The sequence below is a fragment of the Enterococcus sp. AZ067 genome, from assembly GCF_051715005.1.
Classification (GTDB): domain Bacteria; phylum Bacillota; class Bacilli; order Lactobacillales; family Enterococcaceae; genus Enterococcus_D; species Enterococcus_D casseliflavus.
Genome location: NZ_JBIOSY010000001.1, coordinates 3,328,930 through 3,349,794 on the forward strand (window position 1 = coordinate 3,328,930; position 20,865 = coordinate 3,349,794).

Consider the following 20,865-nt stretch of genomic DNA (forward strand, 5'->3'; position numbering starts at 1 on the left):
ACTTTATATCAATAAAAAAACTGTTTCCCTAATGCATTTCGGAAACAGTTTTTTTTATTTGATCAAACTGACACGCAGTAGCGATCCTGGCTGCGCATGTTCTTAGCGGGCAACAGCAACTGGCGCATTGCCCATCACTGCACGACTTCACCCAGCAACCTGTTTTCTAAGCAGTATCGATAAATGCCTTCCTCGGCTACGTGACCAATCACTTCGTCGGCGATCGCTTTTAACTCATCCGAAGCATTGGCCATTGCTAGACCCCAGCCGACTGCCTCCAGCATCTCAATATCATTGTTGCCATCGCCAAAGGCAATGGCTTCGGATTTATCCAAGCCATAGTAAGCCAGCATTTTGGCAATGCCGCTTCCTTTCCCGCTGCTGGCTGGAATAATATCGACTGCCCGATCCCACCAGGCGGTGATTTTCGCCTCTGTGGTATTTGCCATCACTTTGGCGTAGTCTTCTTTCCCTGAACCTAACATCACTTGGAAAATGTCTTGCTGTTGGATCAACTCTTCAAAATCTTCTGCCACGATCACTTCTTGGTGAGCAAAGGAAAAATACTCAACTAAATCAGCATCTTTGCCATTGGCAACCGTTCGATCCTTCGTTGCGATTGCTACTGGACGCTTGAGCGCTGTCGCATTTTCTATGATTTGCTGAACATCTTTTTTAGGAATGGGGTTTTGGTGGATCCCCTCTGCTTGATTAAAACAATACGATCCGTTAAAGGTCAAAAACGCATCGAAGGTCACGCCTTCAAATTGCGGCAACGCGATGGGACTTCTGCCAGTCGCAATGCACAACAGGATCCCTTGCTTCTTCAAGGCTTTTAATGTGGCTAACATTCTTTCAGAGATTTGCTTTTTGCTCATATCGATCAGTGTGCCATCAACATCGAAAAAAATAATTTTTACGTCTTTCATGATACTCCCCATTTCCGTCTCGATTTTCAAAAAATTTGATGCGCTTTTTTGTCCACTTTCTCGCTATTGTTCCGTGCGGATCGTCGCTGCTATCTTTTTCTTCTTTTATCTTCTCATAAATTGCCAGCGTTTTCTTCTGAAAATCGAGAAAATTGATCGGACTACTTACTTTTTTTTAAGAATCTTAAAGAACACCTAGACTATCGGGAACAGCTGATCTAATGTGACTAATACTCCATCCTCATCATTTGAGGGACAGACAGCGGTGGCAACGGCTTTGACATTTTCTGGCGCATTATCCATCGCATAGCCTCTCTGGCAATAGGCTAACATTTCCAAATCATTGCCGCCATCGCCAAAAGCGACACATTGCTCAGGAGTGATCCCCCATCGCTCTACCAAGCGTGCCAATCCTGATGCTTTGTGGCAGTTAGGCACGATCAGATCCACGGAACCATGCCCACTGCCTGTTGGCACTAGCAAACCAGCTAGTTCTTTTTGAAACAGTTCCGAATAATACGCCGTTTTTTCGACAGGAACGGTTGGGGCAAATTTTAAGATCGTGTCCTCTACTTGAGCAAAATCATCGACCCATTGCAATTTGTGGTAATACTTATTTGTCAATTCAAAAAAAGCATCACTGACCGTTCCCCGTTCACAATAAGCGCTATTTAGCCCACACATTACATTTTTAACTTCGGGGTATTTTTTACACAACTCTAAGGTTGCTAGAACCGTTTCTCGGGGAATGTCCGCTGCAAAAAGCACTGTTTCTTTGTCTTTGACAAGTGCTCCGTTTTCTGCAACAAAACTCAGCTCGTGATCATAGCCGGGAAATTGAGCCCGCAACTGGTAATACTGATTGCCGCTGGCAACGACAAACTGACAGCCGACTGCTTTCATGCGGGCCAACACGGCCTTGAAGCGGGGAACATCATACGTATAATCCGTGCGCATAAAGGTTCCATCCATATCGACAGCTACTAACTTGATATCATAAGGGTTGGCATTCATCTACTTCTCTCCATTCTGGCTTTCTTCATTAAAGAAAGCGTTTTTCTTACATTATTATTTTAACATGTATATACAACTTCCGCATCCTTTTTCTTGCTAAAAAATCGATTGAAGGGATAGTGCCTCTCAAAAAAGCGACTACTGCTTTACACCATTCAATCGTGCCTACCTTTTCAAAAATCCTTACAATGATTGAAGATCATTCAAAGGCAGACCATCGCTGCCAAACACAAGGATTGATTGGCGGCTCCTTTGCCCGAATGAAAAGAATCACTCCAGAAACGTTTCCTTACACAATTTCTGCCCCACATAAATTCTATCCTGCTTTCTTTCAAATCTACTTGGTTCTTTGGTATACTGGGGATAGTTTATTTAGTGAGGGGTTTTTTGTAATGAACTTTACCCGCTTTGCCCGCTTGACGCAGCGCAGGAGCAAGACGTTTATTTCCCAGAATGTATCTTCAATCCAAGTGATTGTTTTTTATTATATCGTGATGACGGTGGTCTCTTTGGGGCTTTTTTCACTTCCCTTCTTTCGAGAACCCGGCTCTCATGTCGCGTTTATCGATCTGTTCTTTATGGCGGTCAGCACGGTCAGTGTCACTGGGCTGACTACTTTTCCGATTAATGACGTGTTTAACGACCACGGGGTCATCTTATTGGAAGTCCTCTTTCAAGTCGGCGGTTTAGGGATCATGATGATCTCGACCTTTTTTGCGATCGTCTCACGGCGCAAAATCAGTTTAAAGCAGCGCCAGTTGATCATGACGGATATGAATCAGCCAAAGCTTAGTGGGATCGTTCGGATGATTCGAACGACGTTTACAATCATTTTAGTTTGTCAGGTGGTAGCAGGTACGATCTTCGCTGTTTATTTTCATCTTTACGGCTATTATGACAATTGGCGAGATGCGATCTTTTATGGGTTTTATCAAGCGATCTCTGCTGTGACCAACTCAGGGTTTGATGTGACGGGCAATTCCATCTTGCCGTTTTCCCATGATTATTTCTTCCTGACGTGTATCATGATTTTGATTTTTATCGGGGGGATCGGATTTCCAGTGATCATGGACTTTCGAGAATGGGTTCTTTTTAAAATGAAAAAACAACGCCGCCGCTTGCCGTTTCGCTTTTCATTATTCACAAAAATTGCTGTTTTGGCTTTCGTGATCCTCTTTGTCGGCGGTACATTAGCGATCTTTTTCCTTGAGAAAGATTATTTATTCAAAGATTACAGCTTTAGTGGTATGTGGATGAACAGCATGTTTTATTCCATGACAACGCGGAATGCTGGCCTGCAGATCCATGACTTAGGCAACTTCCAAACCACGACGTTGATCGTTTTCTCCTTGCTGATGTTTATTGGTTGTAGTCCCAGCTCTGTTGGTGGGGGGATTCGGACGACGACCATTGCCATCATTGGGCTGTACCTCTATGCCTTCTTGAAAAGTGAGGACAATATCAATATCTTCGGTCGCCGCATCGATCAAGATGACGTCCGTAAATCAGTGGTGGTCTTCATGCTTTCGATGGGCATGTGCTTCTTTTGCGTCTTATTCTTGACCGCCATCGAGGATATCCCTTTGATCGCCATCATTGTTGAAGTTTCCTCGGCATTTGGAACCACAGGGCTTTCTTTAGGAATCACGGGCGATTTATCAACTATCGGCAAACTCGTGATTGCTCTTTTGATGTTTATCGGCCGTGTCGGTATGCTGTACACCTTGATGTTATTCGTACCAAAAGAAACACGTGACTTAGGCTACGAGTACCCAACGGAAAAAATCATTATCGGTTAAAGCAGCAGCAAACCTGGCAGAAGGTTTGCTGTTTTGCTTTTCAAGCCTTTGATCATCGCAAGTAAAAGAGCCATTTATCAGAATGGTCTTTGCAGAAATTTAAAGAATCGCAAAAGCAATTTAACCTTTTTCTTGGTATATGGTATGATAAATTGAATTTGCACAATGAAAGCATTCGCTCTAATGGAGGGTTACATTATGGGAATACGAAGTCATCTGGCTGTTTCAGTCGGTAAGATCTCTCAATGGGTATTAAAGAACTTTTTCAAAGGCGGCTCAAGCCTGCCTGGTAAATTAGCATTAAAAGTTGATCCACATATATTAGATCATTTGGCGAAAGATTACCAAGTCGTCGTGATCACAGGCACCAACGGCAAAACATTGACGACTGCCTTGACTGTCAATATTTTGCGCCAAGAATTTGATGAAGTATTGACGAACCCCACCGGCGCCAATATGGTCCAAGGGATCGTTTCAACCTTTCTATCGGCACGCCCTAAAAAAGGCAAAAAATTTGCGGTTTTAGAAATCGATGAAGCCAGTCTCAGCAAAGTAACGAAGTACATCAAACCGGAATTGTTCGTTTTCACCAATATTTTCCGCGATCAAATGGACCGTTATGGCGAGATCTATACGACCTATAAAATGATCGTTGAAGGTGCCGCAAACTCACCAGAAGCTACGATCCTCTGCAATGGGGATTCGCCACTGTTCAATTCGGTAGCAACTGTCAATCCGCGGAAATACTATGGATTTGATCATTTGCCAGATGAAGAGCAGATGGCCCATTACAATACGGATGGCGTGTTATGTCCTGAGTGTCATCACATTTTACACTATAAAATGATCACCTATGCCAATCTTGGAAAATACTACTGCCCAAATTGCGGCTTCCATCGACCAGAATTGGATTATAAACTGACGGAAATGACCGCAATGGACAACACCTCTGCTGATTTTGTGATCGATGGCAATGACTATCGCATCGAAGTTGGTGGGATGTACAATGTCTACAATGCGCTGGCGGCAACTGCGGTTGCAGAATATTATGGCGTAGCACCTGCAAAAATCAAATCTGGTTTGGCCTATGACGAAAAAGTCTTTGGTCGTCAAGAAGTGATCCGCATTGGTGACAAAGAATGTACGTTAGTCTTAGTTAAAAACCCTGTTGGTTTGAACCAAGTCATTGATATGATCGGCCTGTCACCCTATCCTTTCTCGCTAGTCAGCTTGTTGAATGCCAACTACGCAGATGGGATCGACGTCAGCTGGATTTGGGATGGCGACCATGAAGCGTTTGCCGATATGGGGATTCCTCAAGTGATCGCTGGTGGTGATCGTCACAAAGATATGGCGTTGCGGCTAAAAGTTGCGGGGATCCCTGAAGAAAAAATCATTGAAACCCCTGAACTTGACAACGTCATCAAGCAAATCGAAGACCTACCAACAGAAAAAGTCTATATTTTAGCGACTTACACTGCAGTCTTGCAGCTCCGCAAAAAGCTTGCGGAAAAAGGCTATATCAAAGGAGGAATGAGTCGTGACTAAGTATCAACTGAATGTTGCCCACTTGTATGGAAATCTTTTGAATACTTATGGCGACAACGGCAATCTCTTGATGCTGCGCTACGTGGCCGAAAAACTAGGCGTGACCTTCAACGCAGAGGTCGTCAGCATTCACGAGCCCTTCGATCCTGAAAAATATGATCTCGTCTTCTTCGGTGGCGGACAAGATTTTGAACAAGTGATCGTTTCACAAGATATCCAATCAAAAAAAGAAGCCCTGACCAGCTATATCGAAAATGATGGCGTCATGCTGGCGATCTGCGGCGGCTATCAATTACTGGGTCATTACTACATCGGTGCCAACGGCGAGAAAATCAATGGGATCGGTGCCTTGGATCATTACACCTTAAGCCAAGAAAACAATCGGTTCATCGGTGACATCGTGATCCACAATGAAGAATTCGATGAGACCTATTATGGCTTTGAAAACCATAATGGCCGTACTTTCTTAGGTAAAGGGGAAAAACCATTGGGGAAAGTTATCCAAGGACAAGGAAACAATGGCGAAGACCAAACCGAAGGCGTGGTTTACCGCAATGTGTTCGGCTCTTACTTCCACGGACCGCTCCTTGCAAGAAATGAGCATTTGGCAGAGCGCTTGATCCGCACCGCCCTTGCCAATCGTTATGGCAACGTCGAAATTTAAATACACGTACGTAGCAAACAAACCTGTTTTTCGCAGGTTTGTTTTTTTATGGGAAATTTCCCCGCAGTTGCCACTTTTTCTCTTTGTTTGCTTCTACGTTCCTATGCTGCCTCGCTTTATTGTAACCGCTATCTTTCTTTTCTATACTGAGGTTGTAGTAAAAATTGAAAGGAGATGTTAAGAAATTATGATGGAAAAAGTTCAGCGGTTTGGCGGTGCGATGTTTACCCCGGTCCTCTTGTTTTCCTTTTCAGGGATCATGGTCGCGCTGTGTATTATCTTTAAAAATCCGATGCTTGTGGGGAGCATCGCCACTGAAGGCTCTACTTGGTACAACATTTGGACGATCATTGAAAACGGAGCGTGGACGGTCTTCAACCAAATGGAATTATTATTTGTCATTGGATTACCGATCGGTCTCGCAAAAAAAGCCAATGCGCGAGCGGCAATGGAAGCCTTTGTCGTCTATATTACTTGTAATTATTTTATTTCTGGCATGATCGAGTACTTTGGTAACTTCTTCGGTGTCAACTTTGCAGCTGATCCCGGCGGTGAGAGTGGCTTGAAAATGATCGCTGGCATTAAAACATTAGATACTGGTATTATCGGAGCAATTTTTATTTCGGCGATCGTCGTCTATCTTCACAACAAGTTTTTCGATACGAAGCTGCCTGATTTTCTCGGAATCTTCCAAGGCTCTTCCTTTGTCGTGATCCTCGGTTTCTTTTTAATGCTGCCAGTTGCTTTCTTGATCGCATTGATTTGGCCGAAAGTCCAAGCTGGCATTGGGTCCATGCAAGGGTTTCTAGCAAGTGCTGGGGTCTTTGGGGTCTGGCTCTATACTTTCTTAGAGCGAATATTGATTCCCACAGGTCTCCATCATTTCGTGTATACCCCCTTTGTTTTTGGTCCAGCTGTCGTCGAAGAAGGAATCTCCAAATACTGGATGGCACATTTACAAGAATTTGCCCAATCCACCAGACCATTGAAAGAGCTTTTCCCTGAAGGGGGCTTTGCTTTACATGGCAATTCTAAGATCTTTGCTGCACCAGGAATCGCTGCTGCTTTTTATTTCACAGCCAAGCCTGAGAACAAAAAGAAGGTCTTAGCGATTTTGATCCCTGCCACTTTAACTGCCGTTTTAGCTGGTATCACTGAGCCATTGGAATTCACCTTCCTCTTTATCTCACCACCCCTCTTTGCGGTGCACGCTGTTTTAGCAGCGACCATGGCGGCAACGATGTTTGCCTTCGGGGTCGTTGGAGATATGGGAGGCGGCTTGATCGATCTGTTGGCGAAGGTCTGGATTCCGCTATTTCAAAATCATCGCAGTATGATCTTCACGCAGCTGGTGATCGGGTTAGCCTTTACTGCCCTTTATTTCCTTGTTTTCCGCTTCTTGATCCTCAAATTTAAGTTAGCCACACCAGGACGGGAAGAAAACAATAGCGAAGTCAAACTGTACACCAAAAAAGATTATAAAGAAAAACAAGCCAACACTGGAACGCCAGTGATTGCTGGTGCCAATCGCTACACCGAACAAGCCGCAGTCTACTTAGAAGGGTTTGGCGGTCGCGATAATATCGATAAAGTCACTAATTGTGCCACTCGCCTAAGAATCACCGTTAAAGATCAAGACCAAGTGCTGCCAGATGACATCTTTAAAGGCGCTGGTGCCCATGGTGTTGTTCGCAACGGCAACGCCTTCCAAGTGATCGTTGGCCTGGATGTGCCACAAGTGAGAGAACAATTCGAAAAATTATTAGCTGTATCAGACTAAGGAGGAAACAAAAATGAAAAAATTTTCAATCGTGATCGCCGGAGGCGGCAGTACCTTTACCCCAGGAATCGTCTTGATGCTTTTGGAACACTTGGATCGTTTCCCGATTCGCCAAATCAAGTTTTACGACAATTTGGAAGAACGACAAGAAAAAGTTGCACAAGCTTGCGAGATTTTATTGAAAGAACGCGCACCAGAAATCAGATTTTTAGCAACCACTGATCCCGAAACCGCATTTCAGGATGTCGATTTTGTGATGGCGCATATCCGAGTTGGCTTGTATGCGATGCGCGAAAAGGATGAAAAAATCCCTTTGAAATATGGTGTGGTCGGCCAAGAAACTTGTGGTCCTGGCGGGATCGCTTATGGGATGCGTTCTATCGGCGGTGTATTGGAGTTAGTCGATTACATGGAAAAATATTCCCCTGATGCATGGATGTTGAATTATTCCAATCCTGCAGCGATCGTCGCAGAAGCGACTCGTAAATTGCGCCCTGATGCCAAGATCATTAATATTTGTGATATGCCAGTGGGAATCGAAGAACGGATGGCGCAAGCGATCGGTTTAGCTTCTCGCAAAGAGTTGGTGGTTCGCTATTATGGCTTGAATCACTTTGGCTGGTGGACAGATATACGAGACAAAGCTGGCAATGATTTGCTGCCGCAGATCCAGGCGCATGTGGCAAAATACGGCTATTCATTGCCAGAAGAAATCGAAGCGAGCCAACATGCTGATGCCAGCTGGATGCACACCTTTGACAAAGCAAAAGAAGTGTACGAAGTTGATCCATCCACTTTGCCAAATACCTACTTGAAATATTACTTTTTCCCTCAAGATGAAGTGGCGCACACCAACCCATCTTTTACACGGGCAAATGAAGTCATGGCTGGCCGCGAAAAACACGTCTTTGGTGAATGCCAACGCATCGTAGAAAACCAGACAGCGACTGACACCACGCTTGAAGTGGATGAACACGCCAGCTACATCGTGGACCTTGCACGAGCGATTGCTTATAACACGCAAGAACGTATGCTGTTGATCGTGCCTAACGAAGGAGCGATCGTCAACTTTGATGAACAGGCAATGGTGGAAGTGCCTTGTATCGTCGGCAGTAACGGGGCAGAACCAATCACACAAGGCAAGATCCCTCGCTTCCAAAAAGGATTGATGGAGCAACAAGTCGCCGTAGAAAAATTAGTCGTGGAGGCTTGGGCAGAGGGTTCTTACCAGAAATTATGGCAAGCACTGATTCTTTCAAAAGTGGTCCCAAATGCCCGTGTAGCCAAAGAATTACTCGATGAATTGATTGAAGCAAATCAAGCCTTTTGGCCAGAATTACACTAGCCAGCGTTCTTCGCCTCCCCTCCTGGCTTTTCAGCTATACTTAATCAATAAGGAGGGGTTTTTGTGAAATTACAGTATTTGATTCAACAGCACCAATCAGAGTTAAGTGAACTTGATCGTGGCATTCTAAACTACATTCTTTCCAACGGCGACACCGTTCTATCTATGGGGATCGTCGAGCTATCCGAGCAGGTTCACGTCTCCAAGTCTTCTATTTTACGGTTGACGAAAAAACTTGGTTTTTCTGGCTATTCCGAGTTCAAATATTTTCTACGGCATCAGCAAGAACAGACAACAACGATTTCGCAGCAAAAAACGATTTTTGAAAAGCAACAAGAGGATATTTTCGCCACCCTCAACTATGTAAAAACGGTAGACTTAGCTGCCCTCAACCGCTTGTTTGACCGCAGCAAAACCATCTACTGCTACCCAACTGGGTTTTCCCAAAAGAAAGCACTGGAGGAGTTTTCCAAAATGATGCTTTCTATGGAAAAACGAGTGATCGTATTGCCGAACAAAACGGAATTTGATATGGTCATGCCGATGATCACTGCCGAAGATTGTGTGATCATCGCCTCACTGAGCGGCGAAACAGAAAACGTCAAAGAGAATCTGACGACTTTTGCGATTCGTCAGATTCCCGTTTTGACATTGAGTGCGCCAGGAGATAATTATTTTGCTCGCCATTCAACGTTTCACCTGACCTATTATTGCGATTTTTTTCAAATCGGTCGCAAGAAAATCCCTAGCCAGTCTTTGATTGGACTAAGCTGCTTGATTGATTATTTGATCCGTTCCTACGGACTATTCACTTTACAGGAGGGCAACCATGACTAAACGAAAATGGGCGTTTCCATTGATTTTACTGAGTTATTGGCTTTTGATCGCCGGTGCTTACTATCTTTATCTTTCCTTGACTGCCTTCAACCATGGGATGACCTTTGCCCAGTACCTCAACTCGCAACCGTTAGCCGCTTTAGGGGTCTTGTTAAGTAGTCTCCTTTTGCTGCAAGGGGCTTGCCTGTACTTTATTCAACGGTTTTCCATGAGTAAAAAAGGCCTTTTGGGTCAGTATTTATTCCTGATCTTCTTTCAACAGTTACTGACAGCGAATGTCATCGGCGCAGGACTCGTCTTTTTTACAAGAAGGAGTCTTTCGAGTCAGGAGGAAAACGCAACCTGGGGCGAAAAGAGTTTTACCTATGGGGCATTAGCATTCATTCTTTTATTGAGTTTATTCTTTTTCCTCCTTGTTCGATCAGCGATTTAACTTCCCCAAAAAGAAAAGCAGTGCCAGTTGGCACTGCTTTTTTGCTGTCGCTTCTGCTAGTTTGGCTCTGTTTTTGAAGCAAAAACCACTTTGATTCCAAAGTGATCGCTGACGATCGGAGTACGCGTTCCGTCAAAAACGACTTCATATTCCGTTGCTTGCAGGTCATTGGATGCAAAAACATAATCGATCCGCAATGCTTCTCGATTGTCTTGCCAACCATCAATGGCTTTAACGACAGAGGCTTCACCGATCGTTTCGGTAGCCGTTAAAAAGCTGTCTTGCAGCTGTAAGGAGCTGTCAAGGACGAGTTGATGACCAGAACTGGCCGCATCGTTGTTGAAATCTCCTAGGATCAATAAGGTATCTGCCCGTTCTGCTAAAAATGCTTCTGTCTGTTGCCACTCGTAGGCAAATTTACCGTCTTGCCACCAAGAAAAATGACAGCTAACGACTTGTACGATCTGTCCATCGGCTTCAGTCACGCCGCTCAGGTTTTTGCGTGTGGTATGATCCCAGACATCCGTGGCTTGTGAAGCAAGGTATTCTTTGGCAATGATGGGCTGTTTGGACAATAAGGCATTGCCTTCGTGGTAAATGTCATAGCCTACGTGACTGTAGGTCCATGACCAGTAGTAATCACAGTCTAACAGTTGTAGTTCTTCCACTAGACGCAAAGCAAAATTGTCCTCCTTGATTTCCACCAGCGTATCTGTGGGGCAATAAAGCCCATCAGGAACGATGGTTTGAGCAGCGATCGTTTGGTTGACTTCTTGCAAGGCGATGATGTCATAGTCGCCTGTTGCAATCTCTTGTGCGATCATCTTGCATTTTTCGAGCTGATTTTCTTCTAACCAGCTATGGGTGTTCAATGTTAATACCTTCATGAATAAGGCTCCTTCTCTCGGTTTGCTTGTACGATTCCTTAAAAAAATAAAAGAGAGCGGGTCAACAAAAGAGTCGACCCGCTTGTCATTTTATTATAGTTTTACGATTCCAACAACTGCGGCTGCTTGTTGCTTACCGATTTGGGTCAATTCAAAGGAATCGATTTGATCGCTGTTGGTCAACACTACAACGATGGTGGTGTCTTTGCCAGCAGCACTTACTGCAGCGAGATCCATCTCCGCTAACTTGTCACCCACCGCCACTTGTTGTCCTTCAGTGACAGCTACCGTAAAGGGGGCACCGTTTAAGTCAACGGTATCTAAGCCCATGTGAACCAATACTTCGATGCCTTCATCAGAAAGCAAGCCAATCGCATGTTTCGTTGGGAAGATGTTGGTGACTTTCCCGCTGATTGGTGCGACAACTATCGTCTGCTCTGGGCGCACGCCATAACCGTCACCCATCATTTTTTCCGCAAACACTTGGTCTTTGACAGAGGTGATCGGCATCACTTCTCCAGTGGCAACGGCAGCTAGTTCAGCTGTCACGCCTTGGCTTTGGTGGGTAGTGGTTTCTACTGGTGCTTGACTAGCCGTCGGTTCGGGAATCGTGACACCAGAATCTAAGATATCTTGAATGTCTGATTTTAAAACATCTGCTTTCGGTCCATAGACTGCTTGCACGCCGTTGTCTTTTACGATCAAGCCTAAAGCCCCTGCGGCTTTCCATGCTTTTTCATCGCCGACCGCTTCTCGATTTTTCACAGAGACCCGTAAACGGGTCATACATGCATCAACGTCGGCGATATTTTCACGTCCGCCTAATAAATGAATGATTTTCACGACTTGCGAATCTGGGTTCAAATTGCCATCCGCCGAAGCTGTTGCTGGCGCATCGCTGGCTCCTTCTGTTTCGTAGTTGCCGTTTCTACCTGGTGTTGCAAAGTTGAATTTTTTGATCAAGAAGTTGGCCAAGAAATACATCCCAACACCAAAGACGATGGTCACTAACACAAAGTTGATCAAATCTTGTCCTAAGCCGGCATTGATCGCCATTGGGGTACGGGTCAACAACTCGATATTCCCAAAAGAGTGGACCCGTAAGTTGACGATATCCGCCATCGCAAACGCAGCCCCTTGTACGACTGCATAAACGATGTAAAGCGGTACGGCAGCAAACATAAACATGAACTCCAACGGTTCCGTTACCCCTGTCAAGAAGACAGCGATAGCAGCTGATAAATACATAGAGGTATATTTGTGCCGTTTGTCCGCATCGACATTGCGATACATGGCATAAGACAAGCCCATCAAGATCCCAGATGAACCAATCATTTGTCCAACCTTAAAGCGGGCAGGAACAAAGTTTTCCAATAAAAATTGATATTGTGACGTATCGCCAGCATTGCGCATATTCACTAGATCCGTTGCCCAAGCAAGCCATAATGGGTCTTGTCCAAAGACTTGGGTGCCGGCTTGTGCCCCAGAAAGAATCGTGTAGGTTCCACCTAATTCGGTGTAATTGATCGGGATCGTCAACATATGATGCAGCCCGAATGGTAAGAGCAGCCGCTCCAAGGTTCCAAACAAGAACGGTGCTAAAACGGGCGCACTTTCTTGTGATTGCGCGATCCATAAACCGAAGTTGTTGATGCCGGCTTGAATGTAAGGCCAAACGATCGATAATACTAATGCGACGACTACTGAACGGGCAATCACCACGAAAGGGACGAAGCGTTTGCCGTTAAAGAAGGAAAGCGCATCCGGTAATTTGCGGAAATTATAGTATTTGTTGTAAGCTGTTGCCCCCACAAAACCGGCGATGATCCCGACAAAGACACCCATGTTCAAAGCAGGTGCTTCTAATACACTAGTAAAGAAACCGTCGATCATGATCTTTGTCCCAAACAACGTATGGGTAAAGGCGCCTTCTTCGGTTAACATCGCGCTCGTCACGCCAAAGATCGAACCAGTGATCCGGTTGATCAAAATAAAGGCGATCCCGGCAGCAAATGCCCCACCAGCTCGCTCTTTAGCCCAACTACCACCAATAGCTAATGCAAATAATAAATGCAGGTTACCAATAATTGCCCAACCAATGTTTTCAATGACGCCTCCTGTAGTGATCAAAAATGCCCAGTCGGCATTGATCATTGGGATCGTTTTCCCAATACTGATCATCAAACCAGCAGCTGGCATAACAGCGACAACCACCATTAGCGCTTTTCCGAATTTTTGCCAAAATTCGAAGCTCAATAATTTTTTCATCTTCCTTCTTCCTTCCCTGAATCGATTTACGCAATCGGTTTCTTAATGATTTCATTCTAACGGAGAAAAAAGATTTTGTAAACCCAGAAATATCAAAAGGGATTCTATTCGCTTTTTCACCTTTATATAACTGGATCTCTCTTTCTCAATGTTTCCTAACAGGAAATTCTTTAAACGCAACAACTTTCACTTGACGATGCAATCGTTTGCGCTTATGATAGAGATATCAAAAAGATTCTGGAGGGACTTTCATGAAAAAAATCCAACGATTGTTCGAGATCGATCCATGGAAAATCGCGACATCTACCTTAGATAAAGAAAATCGTCGACTGCAAGAGTCGCTAACAAGTATCGGGAATGGCTACATGGGAATGCGCGGCAACTTTGAAGAACAATACAGCGGCGATCATCACTTAGGTACTTATATCGCTGGTGTCTGGTACCCAGACAAAACCCGTGTCGGCTGGTGGAAAAACGGCTACCCTGACTATTTTGGCAAAGTGATCAACGCGGTCAACTTTATTGCAATGGACCTATTTGTCAATGACCAATTAGTTGACTTAGCAAAAATCAGCCCAAGTGATTTCCGTTTAGAACTAGACATGGAAACCGGGATTTTACGCCGCAACTTTACTGTCACTTTGGCAGGCGCCACCGTAAAATTCTCTTTTGAACGCTTCTTGAGCATCGTAAAACGTGAACTTGCCCTCATTAAGATGGACGCTGAGATCATTGAAGGCGACGCTGAGATCAAAGTCGTTTCTAAACTAGATAACAATGTCCATAACGAAGACAGCAACTACGACGAACGTTTCTGGGAAGAATTGGCTCATGGCCAAACCGAAACCTTCCATTATTTGACCACTCGGACCGTAGAAAATAATTTTGACATTGAACGCTTTACTGTCACTTCTGCTATGCGTCATAGCCAAACACCGATCGATTCCGTGAAAAGCGAGCTTTGCGTTGCTGATACCTTTGCCTTTTCTGGAACAGCCGGTGACACCTTCTCATTAATCAAAGAAGTCTTGATCGTTACGAGTCGTGATGTTCCCGTTCATGATCATCCAGCAAAAGTCACCGAATTAGGCACTTTATACAAAGCAGATTACGATGCATTGCGTGCAGAACAAGTCGCTGCTTGGAAAGCCCGCTGGGATTTAGCCGATGTGATCATTGAAGGCGATGCTGCAGCGCAACAAGGGATTCGTTTCAACCTGTTCCAATTGTTTTCAACCTATTATGGCGAAGATGAGCGCTTGAACATTGGACCGAAAGGCTTTACTGGTGAAAAATATGGCGGTGCGACTTACTGGGATACCGAAGCCTATGCAGTTCCATTGTATTTGGCATTAGCAAAACCAGAAGTGACCCGTAACTTGTTGAAATACCGTCACAACCAATTGCCGCAAGCCCATATCAATGCGCAAAAACAAGGCTTAGCAGGTGCCCTTTACCCAATGGTGACCTTCACTGGGATCGAATGCCACAATGAGTGGGAGATCACTTTCGAAGAAATCCACCGAAATGGTGCCATCGCTTATGCCATCTACAACTATACGAATTATACTGGCGATACAAGTTACCTGAAAAAAGAAGGATTAGAAGTGTTAAGCGCGATTTCACGTTTCTGGGCAGATCGTGTCCACTATTCAAAACGCCAGCAAAAATACATGATCCATGGCGTTACAGGACCAAACGAATACGAAAACAATATCAATAACAACTGGTACACCAATAAAATGGCTACTTGGGTCTTAGCTTATACCTTAGCCAGCTATGAAGCCTTCAAAGACGAAGCGACTGTCACGATCTCTGACGAAGAACAAGCCAAATGGCAAGACATCATCGACAATATGTACTTCCCAGAAGACCAAGAGCTTGGTGTGTTCGTCCAGCATGATACCTTCTTAGACAAAGACTTGATGCCCGTTTCCGATCTTGATCCAAAACATTTGCCGTTAAACCAAAATTGGTCGTGGGATCATATCTTGCGCTCTTGCTTTATCAAACAAGCCGATGTTTTGCAAGGTATCTACTTCTTCGGCGATCAATTCAGCAAAGAAGAAAAACAACGGAACTTTGATTTCTATGAGCCGATGACAGTGCATGAATCTTCCCTTTCTCCAAGTATCCATGCGATTTTGGCAGCGGAATTAGGCATGGAAGAAAAAGCGTTGGAAATGTATGAGCGGACTGCTCGTCTTGATTTGGACAATTACAACAATGATACCGATGATGGCTTGCACATCACTTCTATGACCGGCAGCTGGTTAGCGATCGTTCAAGGTTTTGCTCAAATGAAAACTGATCACGATCACTTAGGGTTTGCGCCATTCTTACCTAAAACTTGGAGCCGCTACGCCTTCCACATCAACTATCGTGGACGTCTGCTCTTTGTTTCCGTCAATGAGTCAACGGTGACTTTGAAGAAAATCAGCGGTGAGGCATTGCCAATCAAGTTGTATGGCAAAGACTATGTTTTAGAAGACGAAATCAGTACAGCGATCAACTAAACAAGCCTTCTGAAAGAAGAAATGTCTGCATTTCTTCTTTCTTTTGATTGGCTCTACCCTTGTGCCGACACTTTGTGATACTATAAGCTAAAAAAGGAGGGAAATCAGTGAGCATTACGGTCAAAGATGTCGCCAAAAAGGCTGGCGTCGCTACATCCACGGTTTCTCGTGTCGTAAACGATCATCCCAGCATTTCTGAAGATACCAAGAAGAAAGTGCGCAAAGTAATGGCAGAAATGGGCTATGTCCCCAATCTTGCGGCTCGAAATCTCGGCAAACAGATATCCAGTGCCATTGGCGTGATCTTGCCGCCTCTTGATTCGAAAGAACGACTAGGAAACCCCTTTTATTTAGAAACGATCGAAGCCATCAATGAAGAGGCCCGCCATCATCAAATGACGGTTGCCGTTGCCTCCGCCCGTGACTTTGCTACATTACTAAAAAACGTGGAACGGATGCACCTGCAAAAACAAGTAGATGGCTTTATCTTGGTCTATTCCGATGAAAAAGACCCCATCATCGACTATCTGGTCGAAAAAGAAGTCCCTTTTACTTTGATTGGTCAACCATACAGCAATGAAGACAAAATCGTTTTTGTCGATAATGACAACCAGTTGTTAGGCAAGCAAGCAACCGAGCATCTGATCGCCCAAGGGCATACGAAGATATTATTTGCTACCAATACGACCCATGAAAACCTGTATTTCGAGCGTTTCTTCGGCTACCAAAAAGCCATGATGCTGGCAAATCTCCCCTTTTATCCAGCATTGACCTTTGAAAAAGCGGAAGATTACGTCACGTTTGAAGAAACGATCAAAGAATCCCAAGCAACGGCCATCGTCGTGATCGATGATCTGTTCGCTGTGCGGATCATTCAATTAGCGACGATGTATGGCTACAAAGTCCCCGACGACTTATCCATCATCAGTTTCAACAATTCGATCTTTGCTACTTTGACCCATCCGTATTTGACTAGTATCGATATCAACGTGTTGTCCTTAGGAAAAATCGCTACCGAACGGCTGATGGCGCAATTGAATCACGAAGATTCAAACGGCGTACAGCTGGTCGTACCACATAAGCTGATCAAACGAGAAACGGTCTTAAACCGAAACCAGTTGAACTGATCCGCTGGGTCTGATCCACTTCCCCTTACATGCAAAAGCACCCGCTGTCCCTAAGGATAGCGGGTGCTTTTCATATTTTTATTTATACTCTTTGCTTTCCAGGCGGAACAATGGACTCATTGGTGTATTTTCGTGGATACGGCGAACGGCTTCCCCCATCAATTCGGCACAAGAAATGTAGTGCAGTTTTTCTGGATGGCGTTCTTCGCTGGTCCAACAAGAATCGGTGACACAAATACTTTCAATCGCTGATTGATCCAAAATTTCTTTAGCAGGCGGCGAAAGCAAGGCGTGAGAGACACATGCATACACTTCACTGGCACCAGCTTCCTTCAACAAGTCTGCCGCTTTTGCCAATGTATGGCCGGTATTTAAAATGTCATCAACCAAAATACATTTTTTCCCAACGACATCACCGATCACATAGCCGCTATCGGCTTCATCTTGATCGACGATCGCGATCGCTGTATCTAAGTATTCTGCCAAACTACGGGTCCGTTGGACACCGCTGTTTTTTGGTGAAACCACGACATAGTCGTCACCCGTCATTTTTTGTTCGCGATAATAATGGGCAAACAATGGGATCGTAAAGAGATTATCCACTGGGATGTCGAAAAATCCTTGAACTTGGACGGCATGCAGATCAAGCGTCAAGATTCGAGAAGCCCCTGCTTCCACCAGCATATTGGCAATCAATTTTGCAGTGATCGGCTCATGCGGGTTGGCGGTTCGGTCTTGCCGCGCATATGCGTAATAAGGCAAAACGACATTGATGGTCTTCGCACTAGCCCGTTTCATCGCATCGATCATGATCAATAGCTCTAAATAGTGATCATTGACGGGTTCATTCGTCGATTGAATGATATAAATATGGTCGCCCCGCACACTTTCTTCAATATTGATGGCAATCTCTCCATCACTAAACTGTGTCACTTTTGACTTCCCTAGTTCTGTACCGAAAACTTTCGCAATGTTTTCTGCTAATGGTAAATTTCCATTTAAACTAAAAATTTTCAACGAACTATCTTTATAACTTTCGCCCATGATTGCCTCCAATGAATGTGGTTGTTTTCTTCTATTCTAGCACAAAGTGACTGTTTTTTTAACCGTCTCGTTCAAGGAAGTGTGACGGTACCGTTTACCCAACTGGCGGGAATTACTTTTTTGTAGTTGCCCCAGTTGTCATGAACTTTAAAATAGCGTTCTCCGCTGGCGGTTTCAGCGTAGGCGTAAGCCACGACCCAATGATTGCCATACGTGCTGCCTAAAGGCTTCAAAATACCGATGATCACCGGTTTGCCTTCATCGATTCGTTTGCACGCTCGATGCCAGCCGCCAACAACAGTCGCACGTCCGCGGTAAGGCAATTGGAATTGATCGAAAAACCGAGTCAATCCATGACTGACCTGCCAAGCGATCGTCGGCAACCCATGAGGCTGAATCAGCACCCGCAGCATTTCCGTCACTACTGTCAGATCCCGCTGTTTTTTTCTACGAAACGCTTTCGGGATGATCGTTTCATCGATGTAATCTTGATAGTAGGCCAAAAAGACGGCTGCCGCATAGGTGCCGCATAAATACCCTGAAGGAGTGACCCACTGCTTATACGGACGAAACCGCTCTTCGGCGATCCCTTTCCACTCTACTTGTTCCATCTCGTTCACCTGCCTTTTTTCTTATTATACCTTAGATTCTCCTCCTACTTGGATCAAAACCCTTTTTCGTCTAGAAAACTTTTCTTTGCGTCCTTACAGATTTTGTTTCATAATAGTAGAAAGCGAGAGGAGCGAAAGACATGACAACCTTGTTAAAAGATGATTTTTATGACTATGTAAATGGCGAGTGGCTGGAGACCGCTGTTATTCCAGCAGATAAACCCGCTACGGGTGGATTCCAAGATCTCGTTGACGGAATCGATTCCTTAATGATCGCAGAATTTGAAAATATGGCACACGATCCCCATGCTACGCCAAAAGGCCGCATGAAGGATGCTGTGGCTTTTTACCGCTTAGCCAGCGATTTTGACCAACGAGAGGCAGCTGGCGCTACTGAAGCAAATGCACTATTAGCAAAAATCGAAGCGTTGCGTTCTTATGAGGAATTGAATCAGCAACTGGCAAGTTTCGTTTTAGAGGGCATTGCCTTGCCTTTCCAACTAGATGTCGATGCAGACATGAAAAATGCGCAAATGAATACTTTGTCGGTCTATCCGCCTGCTACTATTTTGCCGGATAAAACTTATTACACAGAAAATCCCCAAGCAAGCGAAATGCTGCAAGTCTACTTTGAGATGGCCGTCAACGTTTTAGTTGCTTATGGAAAAGACCAAGCAGAAGCGGAATCGTTGGTAGAGCAAGCGATCGCTTTTGATAAATTGATCGCCCCTCATGTCCGCAGTGCGGAAGAAAGTGCGGATTATAGCAAAAATTACAATCCTCGCTCCTTGGAAGAATTTGCAAAGCAAGCCAGCAAGATCGATTTTACACAACTCTTGACGGCCCTTTTACCAGGGACACCAGAAGAGCTGATCGTAACGGAACCCGCTTACTTTGAAGCCTTTGACATTATTGTTTCTGATAGCCATTTTGAACTCTTGAAAGGCTGGATGATCGTCAACCAAAGCTTGCGCTATACTAGCTATCTGAGTGAAGAATTGCGTCAGTTAGGCGGAACCTACAGCCGCTACTTATCAGGGATCGATGAAGCGGCTCCCCAACAAAAAGCGGCTTATTATTTAACGATGGGTCATTTTAGTCAAGTGATCGGTGATTATTATGGACGCAAGTACTTTGGGGAAACGGCGAAAAAAGACGTCAAACACATGGTGGAAACAATGATTGCTGTCTACCAAGATCGTTTGCGCAACAACACGTGGTTAAGTGAAGAAACCCGCCAAAAAGCGATCATCAAATTGAATCGTTTAGGCATCCATGTCGGGTACCCTGATCAAGTTCCTGCCATTTATGACCAATTGCATACCGATGAAGAGAAAAGTCTGCTGGCAAATGCCCTGCATTTCAATCGTTTGTTCCGAGAAGATGCCTTCAAAAAATGGCAGCAGCCCGTGGATCGCGAGGAATGGGAAATGTCCGCCGCTACCGTGAATGCCTACTATCACCCATTTAAAAACGTGATCGTTTTCCCAGCGGCAATCTTACAAGCACCTTTTTATAGTTTGGAACAATCCACCAGCGCAAATTATGGGGGGATCGGCGCGGTCATTGCTCATGAGATCTCCCACGCCTTTGACAACAACGGGGCAAAATTTGATGAATATGGTAATTTAAACAATTGGTGGACAGAGGAAGATTTGGCCCACTTTGAACGCTTAGCTCAAGCGATGATCGACGAGTTTGATGGACTGCCCTTTGCCGGCGGTACCGTAAATGGAACGTTGACTGTTTCTGAAAACATCGCCGATGCAGGCGGACTAAGCTGTGCGCTAGAAGCAGCGCAAAAAGAAAGCGATGTTTCTTTAGCAGACTTCTTCACCAATTGGGCGAAGATCTGGCGTACAAAAGCCAAAGAACAATACCAACAGCTCTTACTGTCGATCGATGTCCACGGACCAGCGAAACTACGTGCCAATATCCAAGTCCAAAACATCGATGAATTCTATACCACCTTTGATATCAAACCTGGTGACCCTATGTATCGTGCACCAGAAGATCGTGTGCAGATCTGGTAAACAATAGCGTAAGAAAAAGACAAACCATAG

16 protein-coding genes are annotated in these 20,865 nt (G+C 44.7%); 10 read left to right on the forward strand and 6 right to left on the reverse strand.

Annotation, left to right across the window (positions count from 1 at the left end):
- Positions 1-134: 134 nt before the first annotated feature.
- Together IGI82_RS15740 and IGI82_RS15745 are read right to left on the reverse strand one after the other, a co-directional pair.
- On the reverse strand, positions 135-929 hold the full coding sequence (locus IGI82_RS15740; protein WP_438842473.1) for an HAD family hydrolase: 795 nt from the start codon (positions 927-929) through the stop codon (positions 135-137).
- A 195-nt stretch (positions 930-1,124) separates the two neighbouring features.
- A complete protein-coding gene (locus IGI82_RS15745) occupies positions 1,125-1,943 on the reverse strand; it encodes a Cof-type HAD-IIB family hydrolase (protein ID WP_438842474.1) in 819 nt (272 codons plus the stop codon).
- 119 nt (positions 1,944-2,062) lie between these two features.
- On the opposite strand from IGI82_RS15745, the gene IGI82_RS15750 reads away from it, so the two are divergent.
- The 7 genes from IGI82_RS15750 to IGI82_RS15780 all read left to right on the forward strand — a co-directional run bounded on the left by IGI82_RS15750 (position 2,063) and on the right by IGI82_RS15780 (position 10,349).
- Positions 2,063-3,742, forward strand: coding sequence for a TrkH family potassium uptake protein (locus IGI82_RS15750; RefSeq protein WP_438842475.1), 1,680 nt, complete (start codon positions 2,063-2,065; stop codon positions 3,740-3,742).
- A 198-nt stretch (positions 3,743-3,940) separates the two neighbouring features.
- A complete protein-coding gene (locus IGI82_RS15755; protein ID WP_438842476.1) occupies positions 3,941-5,290 on the forward strand; it encodes a MurT ligase domain-containing protein in 1,350 nt (449 codons plus the stop codon).
- Positions 5,283-5,954, forward strand: coding sequence for a type 1 glutamine amidotransferase (locus tag IGI82_RS15760; protein ID WP_005227859.1), 672 nt, complete (start codon positions 5,283-5,285; stop codon positions 5,952-5,954). Before IGI82_RS15755 ends, IGI82_RS15760 begins: the two co-directional genes overlap by 8 nt.
- 187 nt (positions 5,955-6,141) lie before the next feature.
- Positions 6,142-7,734 (forward strand): alpha-glucoside-specific PTS transporter subunit IIBC, encoded by a 1,593-nt coding sequence (locus IGI82_RS15765; protein WP_016609922.1) that lies wholly within the window; start codon positions 6,142-6,144, stop codon positions 7,732-7,734.
- Positions 7,735-7,747: 13 nt separating this feature from the next.
- On the forward strand, positions 7,748-9,079 hold the full coding sequence (locus tag IGI82_RS15770) for a 6-phospho-alpha-glucosidase (protein ID WP_438842477.1): 1,332 nt from the start codon (positions 7,748-7,750) through the stop codon (positions 9,077-9,079).
- A gap of 63 nt (positions 9,080-9,142) precedes the next feature.
- A complete protein-coding gene (locus IGI82_RS15775; RefSeq protein ID WP_194193487.1) occupies positions 9,143-9,916 on the forward strand; it encodes a MurR/RpiR family transcriptional regulator in 774 nt (257 codons plus the stop codon).
- Positions 9,909-10,349, forward strand: a complete 441-nt coding sequence (locus tag IGI82_RS15780) for a hypothetical protein (protein WP_005233546.1) — start codon at positions 9,909-9,911, stop codon at positions 10,347-10,349. Before IGI82_RS15775 ends, IGI82_RS15780 begins: the two co-directional genes overlap by 8 nt.
- A 56-nt stretch (positions 10,350-10,405) precedes the next feature.
- Here IGI82_RS15780 and IGI82_RS15785 read toward each other — a convergent pair whose 3' ends face one another.
- Entirely contained in the window at positions 10,406-11,236 is an 831-nt protein-coding gene (locus IGI82_RS15785) for an endonuclease/exonuclease/phosphatase family protein (protein ID WP_074934055.1), read from the reverse strand.
- A 93-nt stretch (positions 11,237-11,329) separates the two neighbouring features.
- Positions 11,330-13,504 carry a PTS transporter subunit IIBC gene (locus tag IGI82_RS15790; protein WP_074536166.1) on the reverse strand — a complete coding sequence of 725 codons (2,175 nt, stop codon included), beginning with the start codon at positions 13,502-13,504 and terminating at the stop codon, positions 11,330-11,332.
- A 251-nt stretch (positions 13,505-13,755) separates the two neighbouring features.
- Between IGI82_RS15790 and IGI82_RS15795 the strand changes: the two genes are divergently transcribed.
- Both IGI82_RS15795 and IGI82_RS15800 read left to right on the forward strand, forming a co-directional pair.
- The gene (locus IGI82_RS15795) at positions 13,756-16,020 is read left to right on the forward strand and encodes a glycoside hydrolase family 65 protein (RefSeq protein WP_438842478.1); all 2,265 of its coding nucleotides are present in this window, start codon (positions 13,756-13,758) and stop codon (positions 16,018-16,020) included.
- Positions 16,021-16,127: 107 nt separating this feature from the next.
- Complete coding sequence (locus IGI82_RS15800) at positions 16,128-17,147, forward strand: LacI family DNA-binding transcriptional regulator (protein WP_005227844.1); 1,020 nt, start codon at positions 16,128-16,130, stop codon at positions 17,145-17,147.
- A gap of 78 nt (positions 17,148-17,225) precedes the next feature.
- Here the strand turns inward: IGI82_RS15800 and IGI82_RS15805 are convergent, their stop codons facing one another.
- Complete coding sequence (locus IGI82_RS15805) at positions 17,226-18,191, reverse strand: ribose-phosphate diphosphokinase (RefSeq protein WP_438842479.1); 966 nt, start codon at positions 18,189-18,191, stop codon at positions 17,226-17,228.
- Between the two features lie 71 nt (positions 18,192-18,262).
- On the reverse strand, positions 18,263-18,802 hold the full coding sequence (locus IGI82_RS15810) for a C39 family peptidase (protein WP_005233534.1): 540 nt from the start codon (positions 18,800-18,802) through the stop codon (positions 18,263-18,265).
- A gap of 140 nt (positions 18,803-18,942) precedes the next feature.
- Here IGI82_RS15810 and IGI82_RS15815 point away from each other — a divergent pair, with 140 nt between their 5' ends.
- The gene (locus tag IGI82_RS15815) at positions 18,943-20,835 is read left to right on the forward strand and encodes a M13 family metallopeptidase (RefSeq protein ID WP_438842480.1); all 1,893 of its coding nucleotides are present in this window, start codon (positions 18,943-18,945) and stop codon (positions 20,833-20,835) included.
- Positions 20,836-20,865: the final 30 nt, after the last annotated feature.